Source organism: Candidatus Pelagibacter sp. PS_44 (genome assembly GCF_059417735.1).
Genome location: NZ_CM182063.1, coordinates 596,255 through 612,879, shown reverse-complemented (window position 1 = coordinate 612,879; position 16,625 = coordinate 596,255). Strand labels below are relative to the sequence as shown.

17 protein-coding genes are annotated in these 16,625 nt (G+C 26.0%); 10 read left to right on the top strand and 7 right to left on the bottom strand.

Going from position 1 to position 16,625, the window contains the following annotated elements; genetic code table 11:
* The 8 genes from AC5SLO_RS03395 to lpxB are packed head-to-tail and all read left to right on the top strand — an operon-like array spanning position 1 to position 8,134.
* Positions 1-1,167 carry a 1-deoxy-D-xylulose-5-phosphate reductoisomerase gene (locus AC5SLO_RS03395; protein WP_494572595.1) on the top strand — a complete coding sequence of 389 codons (1,167 nt, stop codon included), beginning with the start codon at positions 1-3 and terminating at the stop codon, positions 1,165-1,167.
* Between the two features lie 6 nt (positions 1,168-1,173).
* On the top strand, positions 1,174-3,414 hold the full coding sequence (gene bamA / locus AC5SLO_RS03390) for an outer membrane protein assembly factor BamA (protein WP_494573767.1): 2,241 nt from the start codon (positions 1,174-1,176) through the stop codon (positions 3,412-3,414).
* Positions 3,414-3,944: an OmpH/Skp family outer membrane protein gene (locus tag AC5SLO_RS03385; protein WP_494573766.1), complete on the top strand. Its 531-nt coding sequence runs from the start codon at positions 3,414-3,416 to the stop codon at positions 3,942-3,944. The genes bamA and AC5SLO_RS03385 overlap by 1 nt, the downstream gene beginning before the upstream one ends.
* Before the next feature lie 2 nt (positions 3,945-3,946).
* Positions 3,947-4,396 (top strand): 3-hydroxyacyl-ACP dehydratase FabZ, encoded by a 450-nt coding sequence (fabZ, locus tag AC5SLO_RS03380; protein ID WP_271516720.1) that lies wholly within the window; start codon positions 3,947-3,949, stop codon positions 4,394-4,396.
* Positions 4,397-4,451: 55 nt separating this feature from the next.
* Entirely contained in the window at positions 4,452-5,432 is a 981-nt protein-coding gene (lpxD, locus tag AC5SLO_RS03375) for a UDP-3-O-(3-hydroxymyristoyl)glucosamine N-acyltransferase (RefSeq protein ID WP_494573765.1), read from the top strand.
* Positions 5,429-6,205 (top strand): acyl-ACP--UDP-N-acetylglucosamine O-acyltransferase, encoded by a 777-nt coding sequence (gene lpxA, locus AC5SLO_RS03370; RefSeq protein ID WP_494573764.1) that lies wholly within the window; start codon positions 5,429-5,431, stop codon positions 6,203-6,205. Before lpxD ends, lpxA begins: the two co-directional genes overlap by 4 nt.
* Position 6,206: 1 nt before the next feature.
* Entirely contained in the window at positions 6,207-7,001 is a 795-nt protein-coding gene (locus AC5SLO_RS03365) for an LpxI family protein (protein ID WP_494573763.1), read from the top strand.
* The gene (gene lpxB / locus AC5SLO_RS03360) at positions 6,998-8,134 is read left to right on the top strand and encodes a lipid-A-disaccharide synthase (protein WP_494573762.1); all 1,137 of its coding nucleotides are present in this window, start codon (positions 6,998-7,000) and stop codon (positions 8,132-8,134) included. The genes AC5SLO_RS03365 and lpxB overlap by 4 nt, the downstream gene beginning before the upstream one ends.
* On the opposite strand, the gene gltX is transcribed toward lpxB, so the two are convergent.
* The 7 genes from gltX to AC5SLO_RS03325 all read right to left on the bottom strand — a co-directional run bounded on the left by gltX (position 8,111) and on the right by AC5SLO_RS03325 (position 15,522).
* Positions 8,111-9,511, bottom strand: coding sequence for a glutamate--tRNA ligase (gltX, locus tag AC5SLO_RS03355; RefSeq protein WP_494573761.1), 1,401 nt, complete (start codon positions 9,509-9,511; stop codon positions 8,111-8,113). The genes lpxB and gltX overlap by 24 nt on opposite strands.
* A gap of 22 nt (positions 9,512-9,533) precedes the next feature.
* The gene (lexA, locus tag AC5SLO_RS03350; protein WP_271516705.1) at positions 9,534-10,211 is read right to left on the bottom strand and encodes a transcriptional repressor LexA; all 678 of its coding nucleotides are present in this window, start codon (positions 10,209-10,211) and stop codon (positions 9,534-9,536) included.
* An 80-nt stretch (positions 10,212-10,291) separates the two neighbouring features.
* Complete coding sequence (locus AC5SLO_RS03345) at positions 10,292-11,092, bottom strand: indole-3-glycerol phosphate synthase TrpC (protein WP_494573760.1); 801 nt, start codon at positions 11,090-11,092, stop codon at positions 10,292-10,294.
* On the bottom strand, positions 11,085-12,077 hold the full coding sequence (trpD, locus tag AC5SLO_RS03340; protein WP_494573759.1) for an anthranilate phosphoribosyltransferase: 993 nt from the start codon (positions 12,075-12,077) through the stop codon (positions 11,085-11,087). Before trpD ends, AC5SLO_RS03345 begins: the two co-directional genes overlap by 8 nt.
* Before the next feature lie 3 nt (positions 12,078-12,080).
* Positions 12,081-12,647, bottom strand: a complete 567-nt coding sequence (locus AC5SLO_RS03335) for an aminodeoxychorismate/anthranilate synthase component II (RefSeq protein WP_271516697.1) — start codon at positions 12,645-12,647, stop codon at positions 12,081-12,083.
* Positions 12,647-14,101, bottom strand: coding sequence for an anthranilate synthase component I (gene trpE, locus AC5SLO_RS03330; protein ID WP_494573758.1), 1,455 nt, complete (start codon positions 14,099-14,101; stop codon positions 12,647-12,649). The genes AC5SLO_RS03335 and trpE overlap by 1 nt, the downstream gene beginning before the upstream one ends.
* Positions 14,101-15,522, bottom strand: coding sequence for a SurA N-terminal domain-containing protein (locus tag AC5SLO_RS03325; RefSeq protein WP_494573757.1), 1,422 nt, complete (start codon positions 15,520-15,522; stop codon positions 14,101-14,103). The genes trpE and AC5SLO_RS03325 overlap by 1 nt, the downstream gene beginning before the upstream one ends.
* A 52-nt stretch (positions 15,523-15,574) precedes the next feature.
* On the opposite strand from AC5SLO_RS03325, the gene AC5SLO_RS03320 reads away from it, so the two are divergent.
* Entirely contained in the window at positions 15,575-16,315 is a 741-nt protein-coding gene (locus AC5SLO_RS03320; RefSeq protein ID WP_494573756.1) for a triose-phosphate isomerase, read from the top strand.
* A 5-nt stretch (positions 16,316-16,320) separates the two neighbouring features.
* Complete coding sequence (secG, locus tag AC5SLO_RS03315) at positions 16,321-16,623, top strand: preprotein translocase subunit SecG (RefSeq protein WP_271516690.1); 303 nt, start codon at positions 16,321-16,323, stop codon at positions 16,621-16,623.
* The last annotated feature ends 2 nt before the right edge of the window (positions 16,624-16,625 follow it).

Genomic DNA, 16,625 nt, shown 5'->3' with positions numbered 1-16,625 from the left:
ATGAAAAAAAAAATTGCACTTTTAGGCTCAACTGGTTCTATTGGTAAATCATTTTTAAATATTTTAAAAAAAGATGCTAATAATTGTGAAATTTTATTATTATCAGTTAATAGTAATATTAAAGAATTACTTAAACAATTAAAAATTTTTACAGTTAAAAATATCATTGTTACAAACAAGAAAAGTTATTTAGAAATAAAAAAAAAACTTAAAAATAAAAAAATTAATATTTATAATAATTATGATTTATTAAATAAAATTTTTAAGAAGCAAAAAGCTGACTATATTCTAAATGCAATTTCTGGTTTAGAAGGTTTAAATCCCACTTTAAAAACTATTAAGTTTACAAAAAATATAGCCATTGCAAATAAGGAATCTATTATTTGTGGCTGGACATTAATTCAAAAGGAGTTAAAAAAATTTAAAGTTAAATTTATACCTGTAGATTCTGAGCATTTTTCCATATGGTCTTTAATTGATAATGCGAAAAATACAGATGTAGAAAAAGTATTTATCACAGCTTCAGGTGGTCCATTTAATAGATTTCCATTAAATAAATTTAATGAAATTACTATAAAGAAAGCTCTAAAACACCCTAATTGGAAAATGGGAAAAAAAATATCTATAGACTCAGCCACATTGATGAATAAAGTTTTTGAAATTATAGAAGCTAAAAAAATTTTTAATTATAAATATAGTCAATTAAAAATTCTTATTCATCCAAATTCATATGTTCATGCAATTGTTAAATTCAACAATGGTTTAATTAAAATGTTGATGCACGATACTAATATGAGAATACCTATATTTAATTCTTTTTATAGGAATTATGAAAAAAAAATATCAACAAAAAATATTGATTTTGATATATTAAATAATCTTAATTTTTCCAATGTAGACTTGATTAAATTTCCAGTTGTAAATATTCTAAAGAAAATGCCTAATAAGGACTCTTTATTTGAAACAGTTCTAGTAAGTGCAAATGATAAGTTAGTCGATTTATTTCTAAATAAAAAAATAACCTTCAATCAAATCTCAACCCTTTTATTCAAAATAATCAAAATGAAAGAATTTTCAAAATTTAAGAAATTAAAGGCAAAAAACATTGATGAAATCATCAAATTGAACGATTATGTAAGTTTGAAAATTGAGAATTTAACTATATAAATCCTTATGTTTAAAGCAGTTCTAAAAATTAATTTTATTTTATTCTTTATTTCTTCTCTTACTTTTGCGCAAAGTTTTAAAGATATTAAAGTCGATGGAAATAAAAGAATTTCTAAAGAATCTATAATAGTTTTTGGCGATATTGATTTTGATAAAGATTATAATGATGAAGATTTAAATACAGTACTTAAAAACATCTATGATACTAATTTTTTTAAAGAAATTAAATTAAAGATTAATAATTCAATTTTAGAAATTTCCGTCATTGAAAACCCCATAATTGAAGATGTTCAAATTAATGGCATTAAAAGTAAAAATTTAACTGAGCTGTTATTTGATAAGATTAAATTAAAAAATAGAAGCTCATATGTGGAATCTTTATTTTTATCTGATTTAAATTTGATTAAAAATATTTTAAAAAGTAGTGGATACTATTTTACAGAAATTAAAACCACCTCTTCTTTAAATGAAGAACAGAATTCATTAAGATTAATTTATGAAGTCAATCTTGGTAAAAGAGCCAAAATTGAAGAAATTCAATTTATTGGAGATAAAAAAATAAAAAATAGAAAATTAAAAAATATCATTACATCTGAAGAAAGAAAATTTTGGAAGTTTATCTCCCAATCTGTTTATCTTAATTATGAAAGAATAGAATTAGATAAAAGATTATTATCTAACTTTTATAAAAATAATGGTTATTACAATGTAAGAATAACAAATTCTTTTGTGGAATTTAATAATAATAATTCTTTTAAATTGATTTTTAACATTGAGGCAGGTGAAAAATTCAAATTCAATGATTTATCTTTAAAGTTAGCTGATGATTATGATCCTAAATATTTTACCAAAATTAATGAATTTTTAGTAAAATTAAAGGATACAGAATATTCACTAGATAAAGTAGAAAAAATCTTAAGGGAGGTAGATAAAATAGCTCTTACAAAACAATACCAATTTATTGATGCATCACTAGAAGAAACTATAGTTGATAACAATAAATTAGATATTTCCTTTACACTTAAAGATAATGAAAAATTTTATGTTGAAAAGATCAATATACAAGGAAACAGTTATACTATTGAAGAAGTTATCAGAAATGCTCTAATAGTAGATGAGGGTGACCCTTATAATGAAATTTTATTTAATAAATCTGTAAACAACATTAAAGCAAAAAATATTTTTTCTAAAGTAGAAGCAGAAATTGTTTCTGGATCTAGTGAAGGACTTAAAGTCGTAAATCTAACTGTTGAAGAAAAACCTACTGGTGAAATTTCTTTAGGTGCTGGTGTTGGAACATCTGGAGGACAAATAGGAGGCGGAATAAAAGAAAATAATTTTTTAGGTAGGGGTATTAAGTTAAATTCAAATTTACAAATTTCAGACAATGCTATAAAGGGACAATTTATATATGAAAAACCTAATTTTAATTATTCAGATAATTCTCTATTTACCTCTATAAGAAGTACATCTACGGATAATATAAAGGACTTTGGTTATAAGACATCTGATCTAGGTCTATCCCTAGGTACTGCCTTTGAACAGTTTGAAAACTTATATTTTAGACCTGAATTTGATGTTTCTTATGAAAAACTAGAAACCACTAGTGCAGCTTCAGCATCCCTTAAAAAACAAGAAGGTGATTATTTTGATAATTACTTTAATTACTCTTTAGATTACGATTTGAGAAACAAAAGATTTCGTCCAGATGAAGGATTTAGAAATATATTTAGACAAGAATTACCATTAGTATCTGATAATTATGAAATAGTTAACTCGTTTGAGACTACTAGATATCAAAAAATATCAGAAATGGTTACTAAAGTTAGTTTTTATGGTAAAGCTGTAAACGCATTAAGTAATGAAGATGTGAGAATTTCCAAAAGATTGTTTATGCCTAGCAGTAAACTTAGGGGTTTTGAGGCAGGAAAAATTGGACCGATCGATAATAATGACTATGTAGGTGGTAATTATATTTCTGCTTTAAACTTTAGTGCTACGTTGCCTACATTGTTGCCATCATTTCAAAATATGGACTTTTCAATATTTGTTGATGCTGCAAATGTATGGGGTGTTGATTATGATAGTGCAATTGATGATAATAACAAAATTAGAAGCTCAACCGGTGTGGCTATGGATATATTAACACCAATAGGACCACTTAATTTTTCATTATCTCAACCTATTACAAAAAACTCTACCGATAAGACTGAAAGCTTTAGATTTAATCTAGGTACTACATTTTAATGAAATTTATAAAATACTTAAGATATTTTTTGATAATAATCCCAATGCTGTATCCAAATATGGCCCTATCAAATAATAATATTTATTTCATAGATATTGATTTTGTAATGAATAATTCTTTAGCTGGAAAATTAATCATTAAAGAACTTGGTGAAATAAATAAATCTAGTCAAAATAAATTTAAAAAAATTGAAAAAAACCTTCTAGATGAAGAAAAAAAAATAATTTCAAAAAAGAATATTTTAAGTGAACAAGAATATTTAAAAGAAGCTGAATTATTTAAAAAAAAAGTTGAAGATTACAAGTTATCAAGAAATAAAAAAATTAATGATATTTCTAAAATGAAAAATAATTCTCAAAAAAAACTTATAGAGGCACTAACACCCATACTAGCTGAATACTCACAAAAAAATTCTATCTCATATATAATTCCAAAACAAAGTATTATAATTGGTAAATCTGAGCTAGATCTTACAAAAACTATCATTGAAATTTTAAATTCAAAAATTAAAAAGATAAAATTACAATAGATATGTCTATAAGTTTAAATAAAAAACAAATAATTGATTTATTACCCCATAGAGAGCCAATGCTTCTCATTGATGAATTGATCAATATAAAGAAACTTTTTTCTGCAACAGCCATTGTTAACGTGACAAAAGAAAGTTTTTTTGTACAGGGACATTTTCCTGGTAACCCAGTTATGCCTGGTGTTTTGATAGTTGAAGCTTTTGGTCAAGCTGCAGCAGCTCTTACTGCCCATGGCATAGATAAAGAGACATATGAAAATAAATTAGTTTTTCTTATGGGAATTGAAAAAGCAAGATTTAGAAATCCCGTTATACCAGACTGCAAACTAGAACTTAATATTGAAGCAATAAGATCCCATGGAAGAGTTTGGAAATATAAAGGTGAGGCCTTTGTAGAGGGTAAAAAAATGGCTGATGCTATATGGTCAGCAACAATTGTTGATAGAAAATAATTAGTAATAATTATTGATAAACAAATCTTTAAAATTTTGGTAGTAAAGTTTATTAATGATTAATCCATTTTTTGAAAATAGAGGTCCTATAAAAATTGATGATATTTTAACCTCTATAAATGTTATTAATAATTCTAATTATAAAGATACAAAAATCTTTGATATAAAAGATATCAGTTCTGCGACTGATAAAGATATTACTTTTTTTCATTCAAAAAAATATGAGACTGTAGCAGCATTAACAAAAGCATCTTATTGTTTAACTACTAAACAATTATCAAATATTTTACCTAATAATTGCAAACCTATTGTTGTTGAAAATGTTTTGATTTCTACGGCAATGATTACTAAACTTTTCTATCCAAATGCTATTACAGATGACTTTGATCCATTAACATTGAATATTGAAAAGACACCTTTTTATAAAAAATTAAGACATGGTAATAACGTATTAATAGGAAAAAATGTAAAAATTGGAAAAAATTGCTCAATAGGACATAACTCGATAATTGAAAGTAATGTTACAATTGGAGATAATTGTTCAATAGGATCTAATGTGATTATTAGAAACACATTAATTAAAAATAATATTTCTATTTTAGATGGGTGTGTAATTGGAAAAAAAGGCTTTGGTTTTTTTCCAAATAATGAAGGAAATATTAGATATCCACATATTGGCATTGTTATAATTGAAGATAATTGTGAAATAGGTTGTGGATCTACAATAGACAGAGGCTCTTTGTCTAATACTGTAATTGGCAAAAATACCTTTATTGATAATCAAGTTCATATTGCTCACAATAATAAGATAGGAGAAAATTGTATCATTGCAGGACAAGTAGGTTTTGCTGGTAGTTCTATAATTGGAAATAATGTGATGATTGGTGGTCAAGCAGGTATATCTGGACACTTAAAAATTGGTAACAATGTACAAATAGGAGGTGGATCTGGTGTTATAAAGAATATTCCTGATAATAGTAAACAAATGGGTTACCCTGCTAAAGATTTAAAAAAATTTATCAAAGATAATAAATGATCCATAAAACAGCAATAATAGATCCTAAAGCAAAAATAGCTTCAAATGTTGAGATTGGTCCATATTGTGTAATTGGTCCAAATGTAGAAATTGGTGAAAATACCATCATTCATTCTCATGTAAATATTTCTGTAAGTGCTAAAATTGGAAAGGGAAATAAGATTTATCCTTTTGTTTCAATTAATGATCCACAGGACTTGAAATACAATGGTGAACTTACAAATTTAATAATTGGTGATAATAACAAAATTAGAGAGTATGTAACAATAAACCCTGGTACAGTTAGTGGTGGGGGCAAAACAGTTATTGGAAATAATTGTTTATTTATGATTTCATCACATATTGCTCATGACTGTTATGTTGGTAATAATGTAATAATTGCAAATAATGTACCTTTAGGTGGTCATGCAATTATTGAGGACAATGTTGTTATTGGTGGCAATTCCGCTGTTCAACAATTCACTAGGATTGGAAAAATGGCAATGATTGGTGGAATGACTGGTGTATTACATGATGTAATACCTTATGGATTGTCTACCGGAAATAGAAATTCATTACAAGGATTGAACTTAATAGGGTTGAGAAGAGCTAAGTATGAAAATAAGGATATCTTAGGCTTAAGTGATGCTTATAAAGAAATTTTTGCTACAAAAAACATTAATGAAAATATAAGTAAATTGAATGGCTCTTTTCAAGAAAATCCGTTAGTCAAAGATGTAATCAAATTTATAACAAAAGATAAAAAAAGATCTATTTGCACACCATTTTCATAAGATGATAGGATTAATTTTTGGTGATACTGATTTTCCAAAGGAAATTCTAAAAACAATTAAAAAAAATAAAATAAAATATTTGATAATTGATTTATCAAAATCAAAGAAATTTAAAAAAGATAAAAATTCTTTTGCTGTATCTATGGGTCAATTCGGTAAAATTATTAATATTCTTAGGGAAAATAACTGTAAAAAAGTCTTATTTGCTGGAAAAGTAAATAAACCAAACTTTTCTAAATTGAAATTAGATTTAAAAGGAATTTATTATATCCCTAGAATAATCAAAGCTTCAAAGCTTGGAGATGCAGCGATACTTAAAGAAATTATTAAGATATTGGCACAAAACAAGATAAAAACAGAAAATTCACTTAAATTTAATCCCGAATTATCCTTAACGAAAGGCAATTATTCAAAGATAAAACCAAACAAACAAGATCAATTAGATATTAAAAAAGCAATTAAAACATTAAATAATTTAAGACAATATAATTTTAGCCAAGCTGTTGTAGTTAGAAACAAAAAAGTGATTTCTATAGAAGGAAAAGGTGGGACTAAAAAAATGCTTGAAAAAAGCAAAAGCAAAATATTTAGAAATCACGGAGTATTAGTTAAGTTTCCCAAAAAAAAACAAGACTTAAGAGTAGATCTGCCAACGATAGGATTAAAAACTATCAAACAAAGTAAGACTGCTGGATTAAAGGGTATTGTTATAAAAAGCAAACAACATGTTTTTTTAGATAAAATCAAATGCATAAAATTTGCAAATAGAAATAAGATGTTTATCTCGGTAAAATGAAAAAAATCTTTATATTAACTGGTGAACCTTCTGGAGATAAACTTGCTTCTAAAGTTATATCTAAAGTCCAAAAAAATAATCCTAATATTCAATATGCTTGTGTCGGTGGAACACATTTAAATTCGCTAGGGATAAAATCTATTTTTAACCTAAAAGAAATTACTCACATCGGCTTTACAAGTGTTTTATTAAATATTTTTAAAATAAAGAATAAAATAAATAGAACAGTAGAAGAGATAATAAGATTTAATCCAGATATTTTGTTTAGTGTAGATAGTCCTGATTTTACATTAAGAGTTGCAGAAAAAGTTAAAAAATTAAATAATGATATAAAAACTATTCATTATGTAGCACCACAAGTATGGGTATGGCGAGAGGGCAGAGTAAAAAAATTTAAAAAGTTTTTAGATCATGTTTTATTATTATTTGATTTTGAAAAAAAATACTTTGATAAAGAAAATATTCCAAATACTTTTGTCGGTCATCCGTTGCTTGAAGAAGAGTCAAAAAACAAAATAGATCTAACTAACATTATATCCAATGATAAAAAAATTATTTCTCTTTTTTCTGGAAGTAGATCATCTGAAGTGAATTTACTTTTGCCTATCTTGATAGATTTTATTAATATGATGAATAGAAAATTTAATAATTTTACTTTTATTTTTCATACTACTGAGGATAATAAAAATTTAATTAGTGAAAAAATTCAAAATATAAATTTAAAAAATGTTGAAGTTATTTCTGAAGAAAATATTAAAAAACAAATTTTAAATAAATCTATTTTCGCAGTTTCTAAATCTGGAACTGTTTCTCTTGAAATTTGCAATGCAAGAGTTCCTTCTATAATTATTTATAAAATGAATTTTTTGAATTTTTTAATTGTTAAAATGTTGGTGAAAACAAAATTTGCTAATATCATCAATATTATTAACAACAAAGAGATAATTCCTGAATTAATACAAAAAGAATGTAATGCTAAAGAGATTTACAATTCTGTTGTTTATTTTTTAAAAAACCCAGAATTAATGAAAAAACAAATCAATGAGTGTGATGAAACTTTAACTAAAATTAGATCAAAAACCTCATCTTCTGATGAAGCTTCTTCCGTGTTAACTAAGTTTCTTATTAGTTAATCTTTTTATAACTTCCTCTTTTCCAAGTGAAATAATTATATCATATATGCCAGGTCCAAATTTTGAACCTGTTAAAACTATTCTTAAAGGCTGACCAACTCCTTTAAAATTTGTATTATTTGATTTAATTAGTTCATTTACTATTGGCTCTAACGTTTCTTTGCTAAGCTTATCAATGGTAGCAAATTGTTCACTGAAAGCAGAAATGATTTTTTTTGCTTTATCATCAATGATCTTAATGTCATCCTGATTAAAATTTACTTCATTTACAATAATATATTGACCATTATTAAATATATCTTCTAATGTCTTTGCTTTATTTTTTAAGAAAGTTAAAGATTTTTTGATCTTATCTTTTTTATCTGACTTAATTTCATTTTTATATAATTTGCAGTATTCTATTAGTTGATTAAATAAATCATTTTCATCAATATTTTTAATATAATGCTCGTTCATTGATAGAATTCTGCTCATATCTAGTTTAGATGGTGATTTTCCTATACCTTCTAAGTTAAAGTACTTAATACTCTCATCTAGAGTAAATATTTCTTTATCTTCAAAAGACCAACCCAATCTCAGTAAATAATTCCTTAATGCATCAGGCATTATTCCTATTTTAGAGTAGTCATCTAAAGTTGATGCATTATCTCTTTTTGATAATTTTTTACCTTCTATTGTATGAATAAGAGGTATATGTGCAAATTGAGGAACTTCCCATTTCATTGCTGAGTAAATTTGCATTTGTTTGAATGTATTAATCTTATGATCATCGCCTCTAATGATATGGGTCATATTCATTTGATGATCATCAACGGTTGCAGATAAATTATATGTTGGCGTTCCATCATTTCTTAAAATTATAAAATCTTCAATTGTATTATTGTCAATTTCTACATCACCTTGAACTAAATCTTTTAGTACAGTAGATCCTTCAATTTTACTTTTAAATCGAATTACAGGTTTAATATCTTTAGGAGAATCTGTTTGTGATAGATCTCTACATTTTCTATTATAGATATAAGGAAGCTTTTTTTGTCTGGCTCTTTTTTTTTGTTCTTCAATCTCTTCACTTGAACAGTAGCATTTATATGCATTACCACTTTTAAGCAGATCATTAGCAACTTTTATATGATCATCAATTTTAGTTGATTGTATATATTCTTCACCATCGTGCTCTATACCAATCCATTTTAAAGATTTGATAATTTGAACTTTATGTTCATCTTTAGATCTTTCTTTATCAGTATCTTCAATTCTAAGATGAAATTTTCCTTTTTGGTTTTTAGAAAATAGCCAATTAAATAAAGCTGTTCTAACTCCACCAATATGAAGCGCTCCAGTAGGTGAGGGAGCAAATCTTGTTGCTACTTTTGACATTAGGGATTTTTAAACTATTTTATTAGAAGTTTCTATATAAAGATACTAAAACACCCTGAACTTTTACTCTATCTGGGCCAAATATTTTGGTTTCATAATTTCTATTTGCACTCTCAAGTGCTACAGTTTTACCTTTTCTTCTAATTCTTTTAAGCATTGCCTCATGTTCATCTATTAAAGCCACAACAATTTTTCCATTATCAGCTGTATCAGTTCTTTTTATGATTACTGTGTCTCCTTCATTGATACCTGCTTCGATCATAGAGTCTCCTTGAACTTTAAGTCCAAAATATTGGCCATTCTTTTCTAAATTACTTGGAAGCGGTATTCTAGCAACCTCATTTTGAATTGCTTCTACTGGAGTTCCAGCAGCAATCTTGCCTAGAACAGGTATTTCAATTTCATCTCCATTACTTATATCATTGTCTAATCCACCCTTAATAACACTAGGTGAAAAGCTATTGTAAATATCATTTGCTGAAGCTGTCTCAGGTAGCTTTATAACCTCCAGAGCTCTTGCTTTGTGAGCTAACCTTCTAATAAAACCTCTTTCCTCTAAAGCACTTATTAATCTATGAATTCCTGACTTAGATTTTAAATTTAAAGAATCTTTCATCTCCTCGTATGAAGGTGATACGCCCGAAGCTCTCAACTTTTTGTTGATAAATAAAAGCAAGTTTTTTTGTTTTTTTGTAAGCATAAGAACAAATATCGTACAAACAATGTTCTATAAAAGTTCTTATTAATTAACAATAGCTTAATAAGTAAGTAAAATAAGGGTTAATTTGACTTTAAAACTGAAAATATAGAATTTTCTGACAAATTTTTTAAAAGTGATTCTCCAATTAAAAAAGTTTTAATAGAGGTTTTATTTTTCAAATCTAAAAGTTCATCTTTTGTTTTAATTCCACTTTCAGAAATTAAAGGTCCTTGGTGTTTAGCAAGTACATTATAAATATCGTAGGTTGTATTAATATCAGTCTTTAGCGTTTTTAAGTTTCTATTATTAATTCCAATTAAAGCATTTTTAAAATTCAAAGATTTTTCAGCTTCTTCTACAGTGTGCACTTCAACAATAACTGACATATTATATTTTAATGCTTCTTCATATAATTCATGAGCCAAATCATCTGATACACCTGCAAGAATAATTAAAATTGCATCAGCCCCATAACTTTTAGCCAATGGTATTTGAAATTTATCAATAAAAAAATCTTTACATAAAATTGGTAAATTAAATTGTTGTTTAATTTTACTAATATGAATTAAATTTCCTAAAAAAAAATCTTCTTCTGTAAGAACTGATAAGCAAGTTACTTTATTTTCATAATAAATTTTTGCAATTTCAACTGGATTGTAATCATTTATAATTACACCTGCAGATGGGCTAGCTTTTTTAATTTCAGCTATTATTGAAATTTTGTCACATATTGTATTATTTTCAATTTTTTCTTTAAAATTAATATAAGAGTTATTTTTATCTATAATTTCATTTAAAGAATCTAAGCTAGTTGATTTTTTTAATAAATCTATTCTTTCTATTTTTTTTTTAATTATATTATTCAATACATTTTCAGACATTTCGAATTTTTTCTAAATGAGAGTAGGGTTTGCCAGATAAAATAAATTCTCTTGAAAAATTATAAGCATCTAGGAAGTTTGTAAATTTTTCACTAACTATTAATCCAGCAGCTGCATTTAAACAAACAGCTTTTGAAAAATCATTATCTTTACCTTTAAAAATTTCAATCATTTTATTAGCATTAAAATTAGCATCATCACCAATTAAATTATCGAATTTATCTGCATTAACATTAAGAGCCTTTGGATCAATTGTAATTTCAGATATCTCCCCATTTTTTAATTGAATTACATTTGTATTTGCATAAGGGGATATCTCATCCAAACCATCTTCACTGTTTACAATCCATGCAAATTTAATATTCAAATTTCGAAGTCCTTCTGCAAATATCTTTAGTAATTTTTTATCAAAAACACCAACAACTTGTCTATCAACTAAAGCTGGGTTGCTTAATGGACCGATCATATTAAAAATAGTTCTTTTGCCAATTTTCTTTCTTACAGGACCAACAAATCTCATTGCACTGTGATAATTGGGAGCAAACATAAAACCAAAGTTATTATTATTGATCTCTTTTTCTATATCATTTGGCTCAAGATCTATTTTAATTTTAAGAGCCTCTAAAACATCACCAGAACCACATTTTGATGATACGGCTTTATTACCGTGTTTAGCTACTTTTGTACCCATACTGGCCAACAGTAAAGCAGAAGCAGTTGAAATATTTAGAGTATTCATGCCGTCTCCACCAGTTCCACAGGTATCAACACAATCGGCAACGTTTACTCTTTTTGATTTTTCTCTAAGGACATAAACACCTCCTGCTATTTCATCTGAAACTTCACCTTTTTCAGAGAGCAGGGTTAAAAAGTTATAAATCTCTTCTTCATTAGCTTTTCCAGTCATTAATAATTCAAAGGCAGATTTACTTTCTGAAAAAGTTAAATCTTGTTTTTTTCTTAATTTCTCTAGAATTTGTTTCATAGATTAATAATTAATAAAGTTTTTTAATATTTTTATTCCTAATTTAGTTTTAATACTTTCTGGATGAAATTGAACACCATGAATGTTGTATTCTTTATGCATAATAGCCATAATAATCCCATCATTAGTTTCAGCAGTGATTTTAAGTTGATTAGATAGAGTTTTTTTATCAATAATTAAACTATGATATCTAGTCGCCTCAAAATTTAAGGGTAGGTTTTTTAAAATTCCAATTTGATTGGATTTTATTCTACTAGTTTTGCCATGCATTACTTTTTTTGCTTGAATTATTTTTGAACCAAAGACTTGGCCAATTATTTGATGTCCCAAACACACACCCAAAATTGGTACTTGTTTATAAAGTGATTTAACAATATTAATACAATTACCAGATTGATTTGGGTTACCTGGTCCAGGAGAAATTACAATCCTATCATATTTTTTTTTGATAATTTCTTTAACATTAATTTTATCATTTCTAACAACATCAACATTTACCTTTAATGATGAAAGATAATGATAGAGATTAAATGTAAAGCTATCATAGTTATCTATTAGTAAAAGTTTCATTATCTTAATGCGCTTAGTAATGCTTTCGCTTTGTTTATAGTTTCTTCATATTCTTTTATTGGATTACTATCAGCAACTATACCAGCACCAGCTTGCACATAAAATTTATCATTCTTTGCTATAGCTGTTCGAAGAGCAATGCAGGTGTCAAATTCCCCATTCGAAGAAAAGTAGCCGATGCCTCCAGCATAAACTTTTCGTTTTGATGTTTCTAATTCATCAATAATTTCCATTGCTCTTATTTTAGGCGCTCCAGAAACAGTACCAGCTGGAAAACCAGCAAGTAAGGTTTTAAATTTACTGAATTTTTTATTATATATTCCAATTACATTTGAAACTATATGCATAACGTGGGAATATTTTTCAATTATAAAACTTTCTGTAACTTTAATTGAATTAATTTTAGAGACTTTACCCGCATCATTTCTTCCAAGATCTAATAACATTAGATGTTCTGAAAGTTCCTTTTTATCATTTAATAAATCTTTTGCTAAAAAGTTATCTTCTTTTACATCTTTGCCTCTTGGTCTAGTGCCAGCTATTGGTCTGACAGTTATCTTATTATCTCTAAGTCTAACCAAGATTTCAGGACTCGCACCAACTATTTGAAAATCTGTAAAATTAAAAAAATACATAAATGGAGAAGGGTTTGTATTTCTTAATTTTTTATAAATATCTAATGGACTTTTAGATAATTTTGCCTCAAATCTTTGACTTAAGACAACCTGAAATATATCTCCAAGCTTAATATACTTCTTAGCCCTTGTAATCATGGCTAGAAACTTGTTTTTTGAAGTATTAGATTTAACTTTAAAATTAGAAAATGATGTTCTTTGTGGTGAAGTCTTTTTAAAGGAAGACTCCATTAATAATCTTTCAATATCTTCTTTAATCCTTAAATATACTTTTTTATAGTTTGATATTTTTTTATCTTTAAAGACATTCACTATGTAGAAAATCTTTTTTTTTAGATTATCATGAATAATTACAGTTTGAGGCCTTAACAATCTAACATCTGGCAATTTTAAATCATCCTTACATTTGTTAGGTATTTTTTCTATATATCTAATTGAGTCATAAGAAAAATAACCAGAAATTAAAGAACAAATAGGAGGAAGGCTGGTGGGTGTTTTAAAATTAAAACTTTCAATTATTTTTTCTATTATTTTATCTGGCGAACCTTTAATTCTTTTTTTAGATTTATCTTCAATTAGATAAGATCTATCATTATTAAATTCCCAAATTTTATCAGGATTTTTACCAAATATTGTATATCTTCCTTTTATTTTTCCTTTTTCAACTGACTCAAAAATAAAGCTATTTTTTTCAACAAGAAAATTTTCAATTAAATTTAAAATTTCAGTGTCATCATTTATCTTTCTAGAGACAAAAAGTACTTGATTTATTTTTTTTTGGTGCTGGCGCTTAAATTCAGAAAGGCTTTTATTGAGCATTATTTAAAATAATTTTTAACTCGGTCAACAGCTGAGTCATTTACAACAACATCATATTTAGTATTTAAAAAGAAATCATATGATTTTAAGATACTATTTTTGTTTTGAGCACTTTCTTCAATAGATGCATTGGCAAACTCTTTTGACTTGAAATCAACATTGTTTATATCGAAACCTAGTGTTTGAGCTAAATATATATTGTTTTTGCTGTCTGCAACTAAAGTAAAAGTTTTAAGCGGCAAAGAATATAAAACTTTAATTGAATTGATTTCAAATTTTTTATCATCTTTTATTGAATTTAATTTAATTTTTTCAATCTTATTAGAACCTAATTTTAAAAAGGAATTTTGATCAAATTCTTTTTTGTTAATTTTATCTAAAATATTTTTATTGAATTCATATTTTTCTTTTTCAAATAAAAGATTTGTGATTTGTTTTCTAAATTTTTCATCTTTGTTGTCTGGTAATTTTGAATTTAATTCAGATATATTATATAATGTGTAATTATCATTATATTCAATAATATCTATTTTATTTTTTCTTGAATTATAAATTAGATTTTTTATATCCTCTTTGTTATCTAAATTAATATAGTCAACCACGTTATTAGCTTTTAAATTAAACTCTTTTATAATTTGTGAAAAATTAATATTTTTTGAAACTTGATTTTCAATGGCATCAATTTTATCAAAAAAAGCTTGATTGAATTCACTTAATCCAGTCAAATTTTTAGGATTTAGATCCACATACTCAAAATTAATGTAATCTTGTAAAAGCTTATCTGAGTTTTCAGTAATAAAATCATTTATATCAATATCAGTAAATGCATCTTTTTTTTTATAAAATAAATTTAAATCGATAAAATCAATCTCTAATTTACTATTTTGTTCTTTATAAAATTTATCTATTAAAAAATTAGGTGTCTTGGTGCCTCCACTAATATAAGTAAAAAGTTGTTTTTGTAATTCATTATTTTTTAATTTGCTTTCAAAAGCTGGAGCAGATGAATTGTTTGTTAGTAAAAATTTTTCATATAAGGTTCTTTGAAAATTACCATCATCATCCATAAAATTTTTGTTGGATTTAATTTTTTCTACAATGATCTGTTTGGAGACAGAAAGACTCAAATCATTTATCTCTAGATCCAATAATGTAGTTGAGACCAATGTGGACAAAAGTTCCTCAATAATACCGTTATCAATATTGTTTTTTATTACTTGATTGCTTAATCCAGATTGGTTTAAATAATCAACATAGTTTTGTGTAGAAATTTTAGTACTATTAATCTTAGCAATATTATTTTGATTGCTGGTGTTAAAACCACCACCAAATCCTCCAAAGCCAAATGCAATAATAATGACAATTATTAATACTAAGCCACCAATTTTTTTCTTTGTAAGATTTTTAAAAGTACTAATCATTGCTTTATATATTTATTGAACTAAAATAAATCTATAGATTAATTCTTTCATTATGACAAATAAATATATGTATTTTGTAGCAAACTGGAAAATGTATGGAAGCCTATCTTCGCTAAATTCATTGAATAAAGTTATTAAATTTTCAAAATCAAAAGACATCAAGAAAGGTAGATTGATTTATTGTCCTCCATTTACTTTGATTGACGCATTTTCAAAAAAATTCAAAAATTGTCAAATAGGTATTGGCGGTCAAAATTGTCATGAAGATGATGATTATGGACCTTATACAGGCTCTATCAATTCACGTATGTTAAAAAATATTGGTGCACAATTTGTAATCATTGGTCATTCCGAAAATAGAGCTGAGGGTGAGACTGATAAAGTTATTAATGTTAAAATTAAAAGTGCTCTTAAATCAAAATTAAAAGTCATTTTTTGTATTGGTGAAACTTTAAATGAAAAAAAACAAAAAAAAACAAAATCAACTTTATCTAAACAAATTCATTTTGGATTAAAAAATATTAAAAACAAATCAAACATATTTATTGCTTATGAACCCATTTGGTCTATAGGAAGTGGAGTCATTCCAACTCACAAGGATCTTTTTGAGACAATTAAGTTTATTAAGAATAAATTTAGAGATAAGCCCCAAAGAGTTTTATATGGAGGCTCTGTAAATCCTAAGAATATTATTAATCTTAAAAAAGTTAATAATCTTGATGGTTTTTTAGTTGGTGGAGCATCACAAAGTGCTAAAAAATTTATTGATATAGTTAAAAAAATGTATAGTTAAATGCAATGGAAAATATTCTTCTAGTAGTAAATCTTATACTAGCTTTTATTTTGGTTCTTTTAATACTTACTCAAAAATCAGAGGGTGGAGCTTTAGGTATTGGAATGTCTCAAGATAATTTTATGCTTTCAAGATCTGCAGGTAATTTCATGAGCAAAGCAACAGCAATTGTTGCGACTCTTTTTATAGTTTGTAGCCTCTTACTTACTATTATATCTCGGAGTGAGCTTACTCCAACTTCTTCTGTACTAGATGTAATTGAGGAAAAATCTGACGATACACCGTCGATTCCAGAAAATAACAATTAAGT

What these genes read in the sequence shown, in the direction of transcription:
- AC5SLO_RS03395 (WP_494572595.1), top strand. Translation starts at nt 1, where the DNA reads ATGAAAAAAAAAATTGCACTTTTAGGCTCAACTGGTTCTATTGGTAAA.
- bamA (WP_494573767.1), top strand. Translation starts at nt 1,174, where the DNA reads ATGTTTAAAGCAGTTCTAAAAATTAATTTTATTTTATTCTTTATTTCT.
- AC5SLO_RS03385 (WP_494573766.1), top strand. Translation starts at nt 3,414, where the DNA reads ATGAAATTTATAAAATACTTAAGATATTTTTTGATAATAATCCCAATG.
- fabZ (WP_271516720.1), top strand. Translation starts at nt 3,947, where the DNA reads ATGTCTATAAGTTTAAATAAAAAACAAATAATTGATTTATTACCCCAT.
- lpxD (WP_494573765.1), top strand. Translation starts at nt 4,452, where the DNA reads ATGATTAATCCATTTTTTGAAAATAGAGGTCCTATAAAAATTGATGAT.
- lpxA (WP_494573764.1), top strand. Translation starts at nt 5,429, where the DNA reads ATGATCCATAAAACAGCAATAATAGATCCTAAAGCAAAAATAGCTTCA.
- AC5SLO_RS03365 (WP_494573763.1), top strand. Translation starts at nt 6,207, where the DNA reads ATGATAGGATTAATTTTTGGTGATACTGATTTTCCAAAGGAAATTCTA.
- lpxB (WP_494573762.1), top strand. Translation starts at nt 6,998, where the DNA reads ATGAAAAAAATCTTTATATTAACTGGTGAACCTTCTGGAGATAAACTT.
- gltX (WP_494573761.1), bottom strand. Translation starts at nt 9,511, where the DNA reads ATGTCAAAAGTAGCAACAAGATTTGCTCCCTCACCTACTGGAGCGCTT.
- lexA (WP_271516705.1), bottom strand. Translation starts at nt 10,211, where the DNA reads ATGCTTACAAAAAAACAAAAAAACTTGCTTTTATTTATCAACAAAAAG.
- AC5SLO_RS03345 (WP_494573760.1), bottom strand. Translation starts at nt 11,092, where the DNA reads ATGTCTGAAAATGTATTGAATAATATAATTAAAAAAAAAATAGAAAGA.
- trpD (WP_494573759.1), bottom strand. Translation starts at nt 12,077, where the DNA reads ATGAAACAAATTCTAGAGAAATTAAGAAAAAAACAAGATTTAACTTTT.
- AC5SLO_RS03335 (WP_271516697.1), bottom strand. Translation starts at nt 12,647, where the DNA reads ATGAAACTTTTACTAATAGATAACTATGATAGCTTTACATTTAATCTC.
- trpE (WP_494573758.1), bottom strand. Translation starts at nt 14,101, where the DNA reads ATGCTCAATAAAAGCCTTTCTGAATTTAAGCGCCAGCACCAAAAAAAA.
- AC5SLO_RS03325 (WP_494573757.1), bottom strand. Translation starts at nt 15,522, where the DNA reads ATGATTAGTACTTTTAAAAATCTTACAAAGAAAAAAATTGGTGGCTTA.
- AC5SLO_RS03320 (WP_494573756.1), top strand. Translation starts at nt 15,575, where the DNA reads ATGACAAATAAATATATGTATTTTGTAGCAAACTGGAAAATGTATGGA.
- secG (WP_271516690.1), top strand. Translation starts at nt 16,321, where the DNA reads ATGGAAAATATTCTTCTAGTAGTAAATCTTATACTAGCTTTTATTTTG.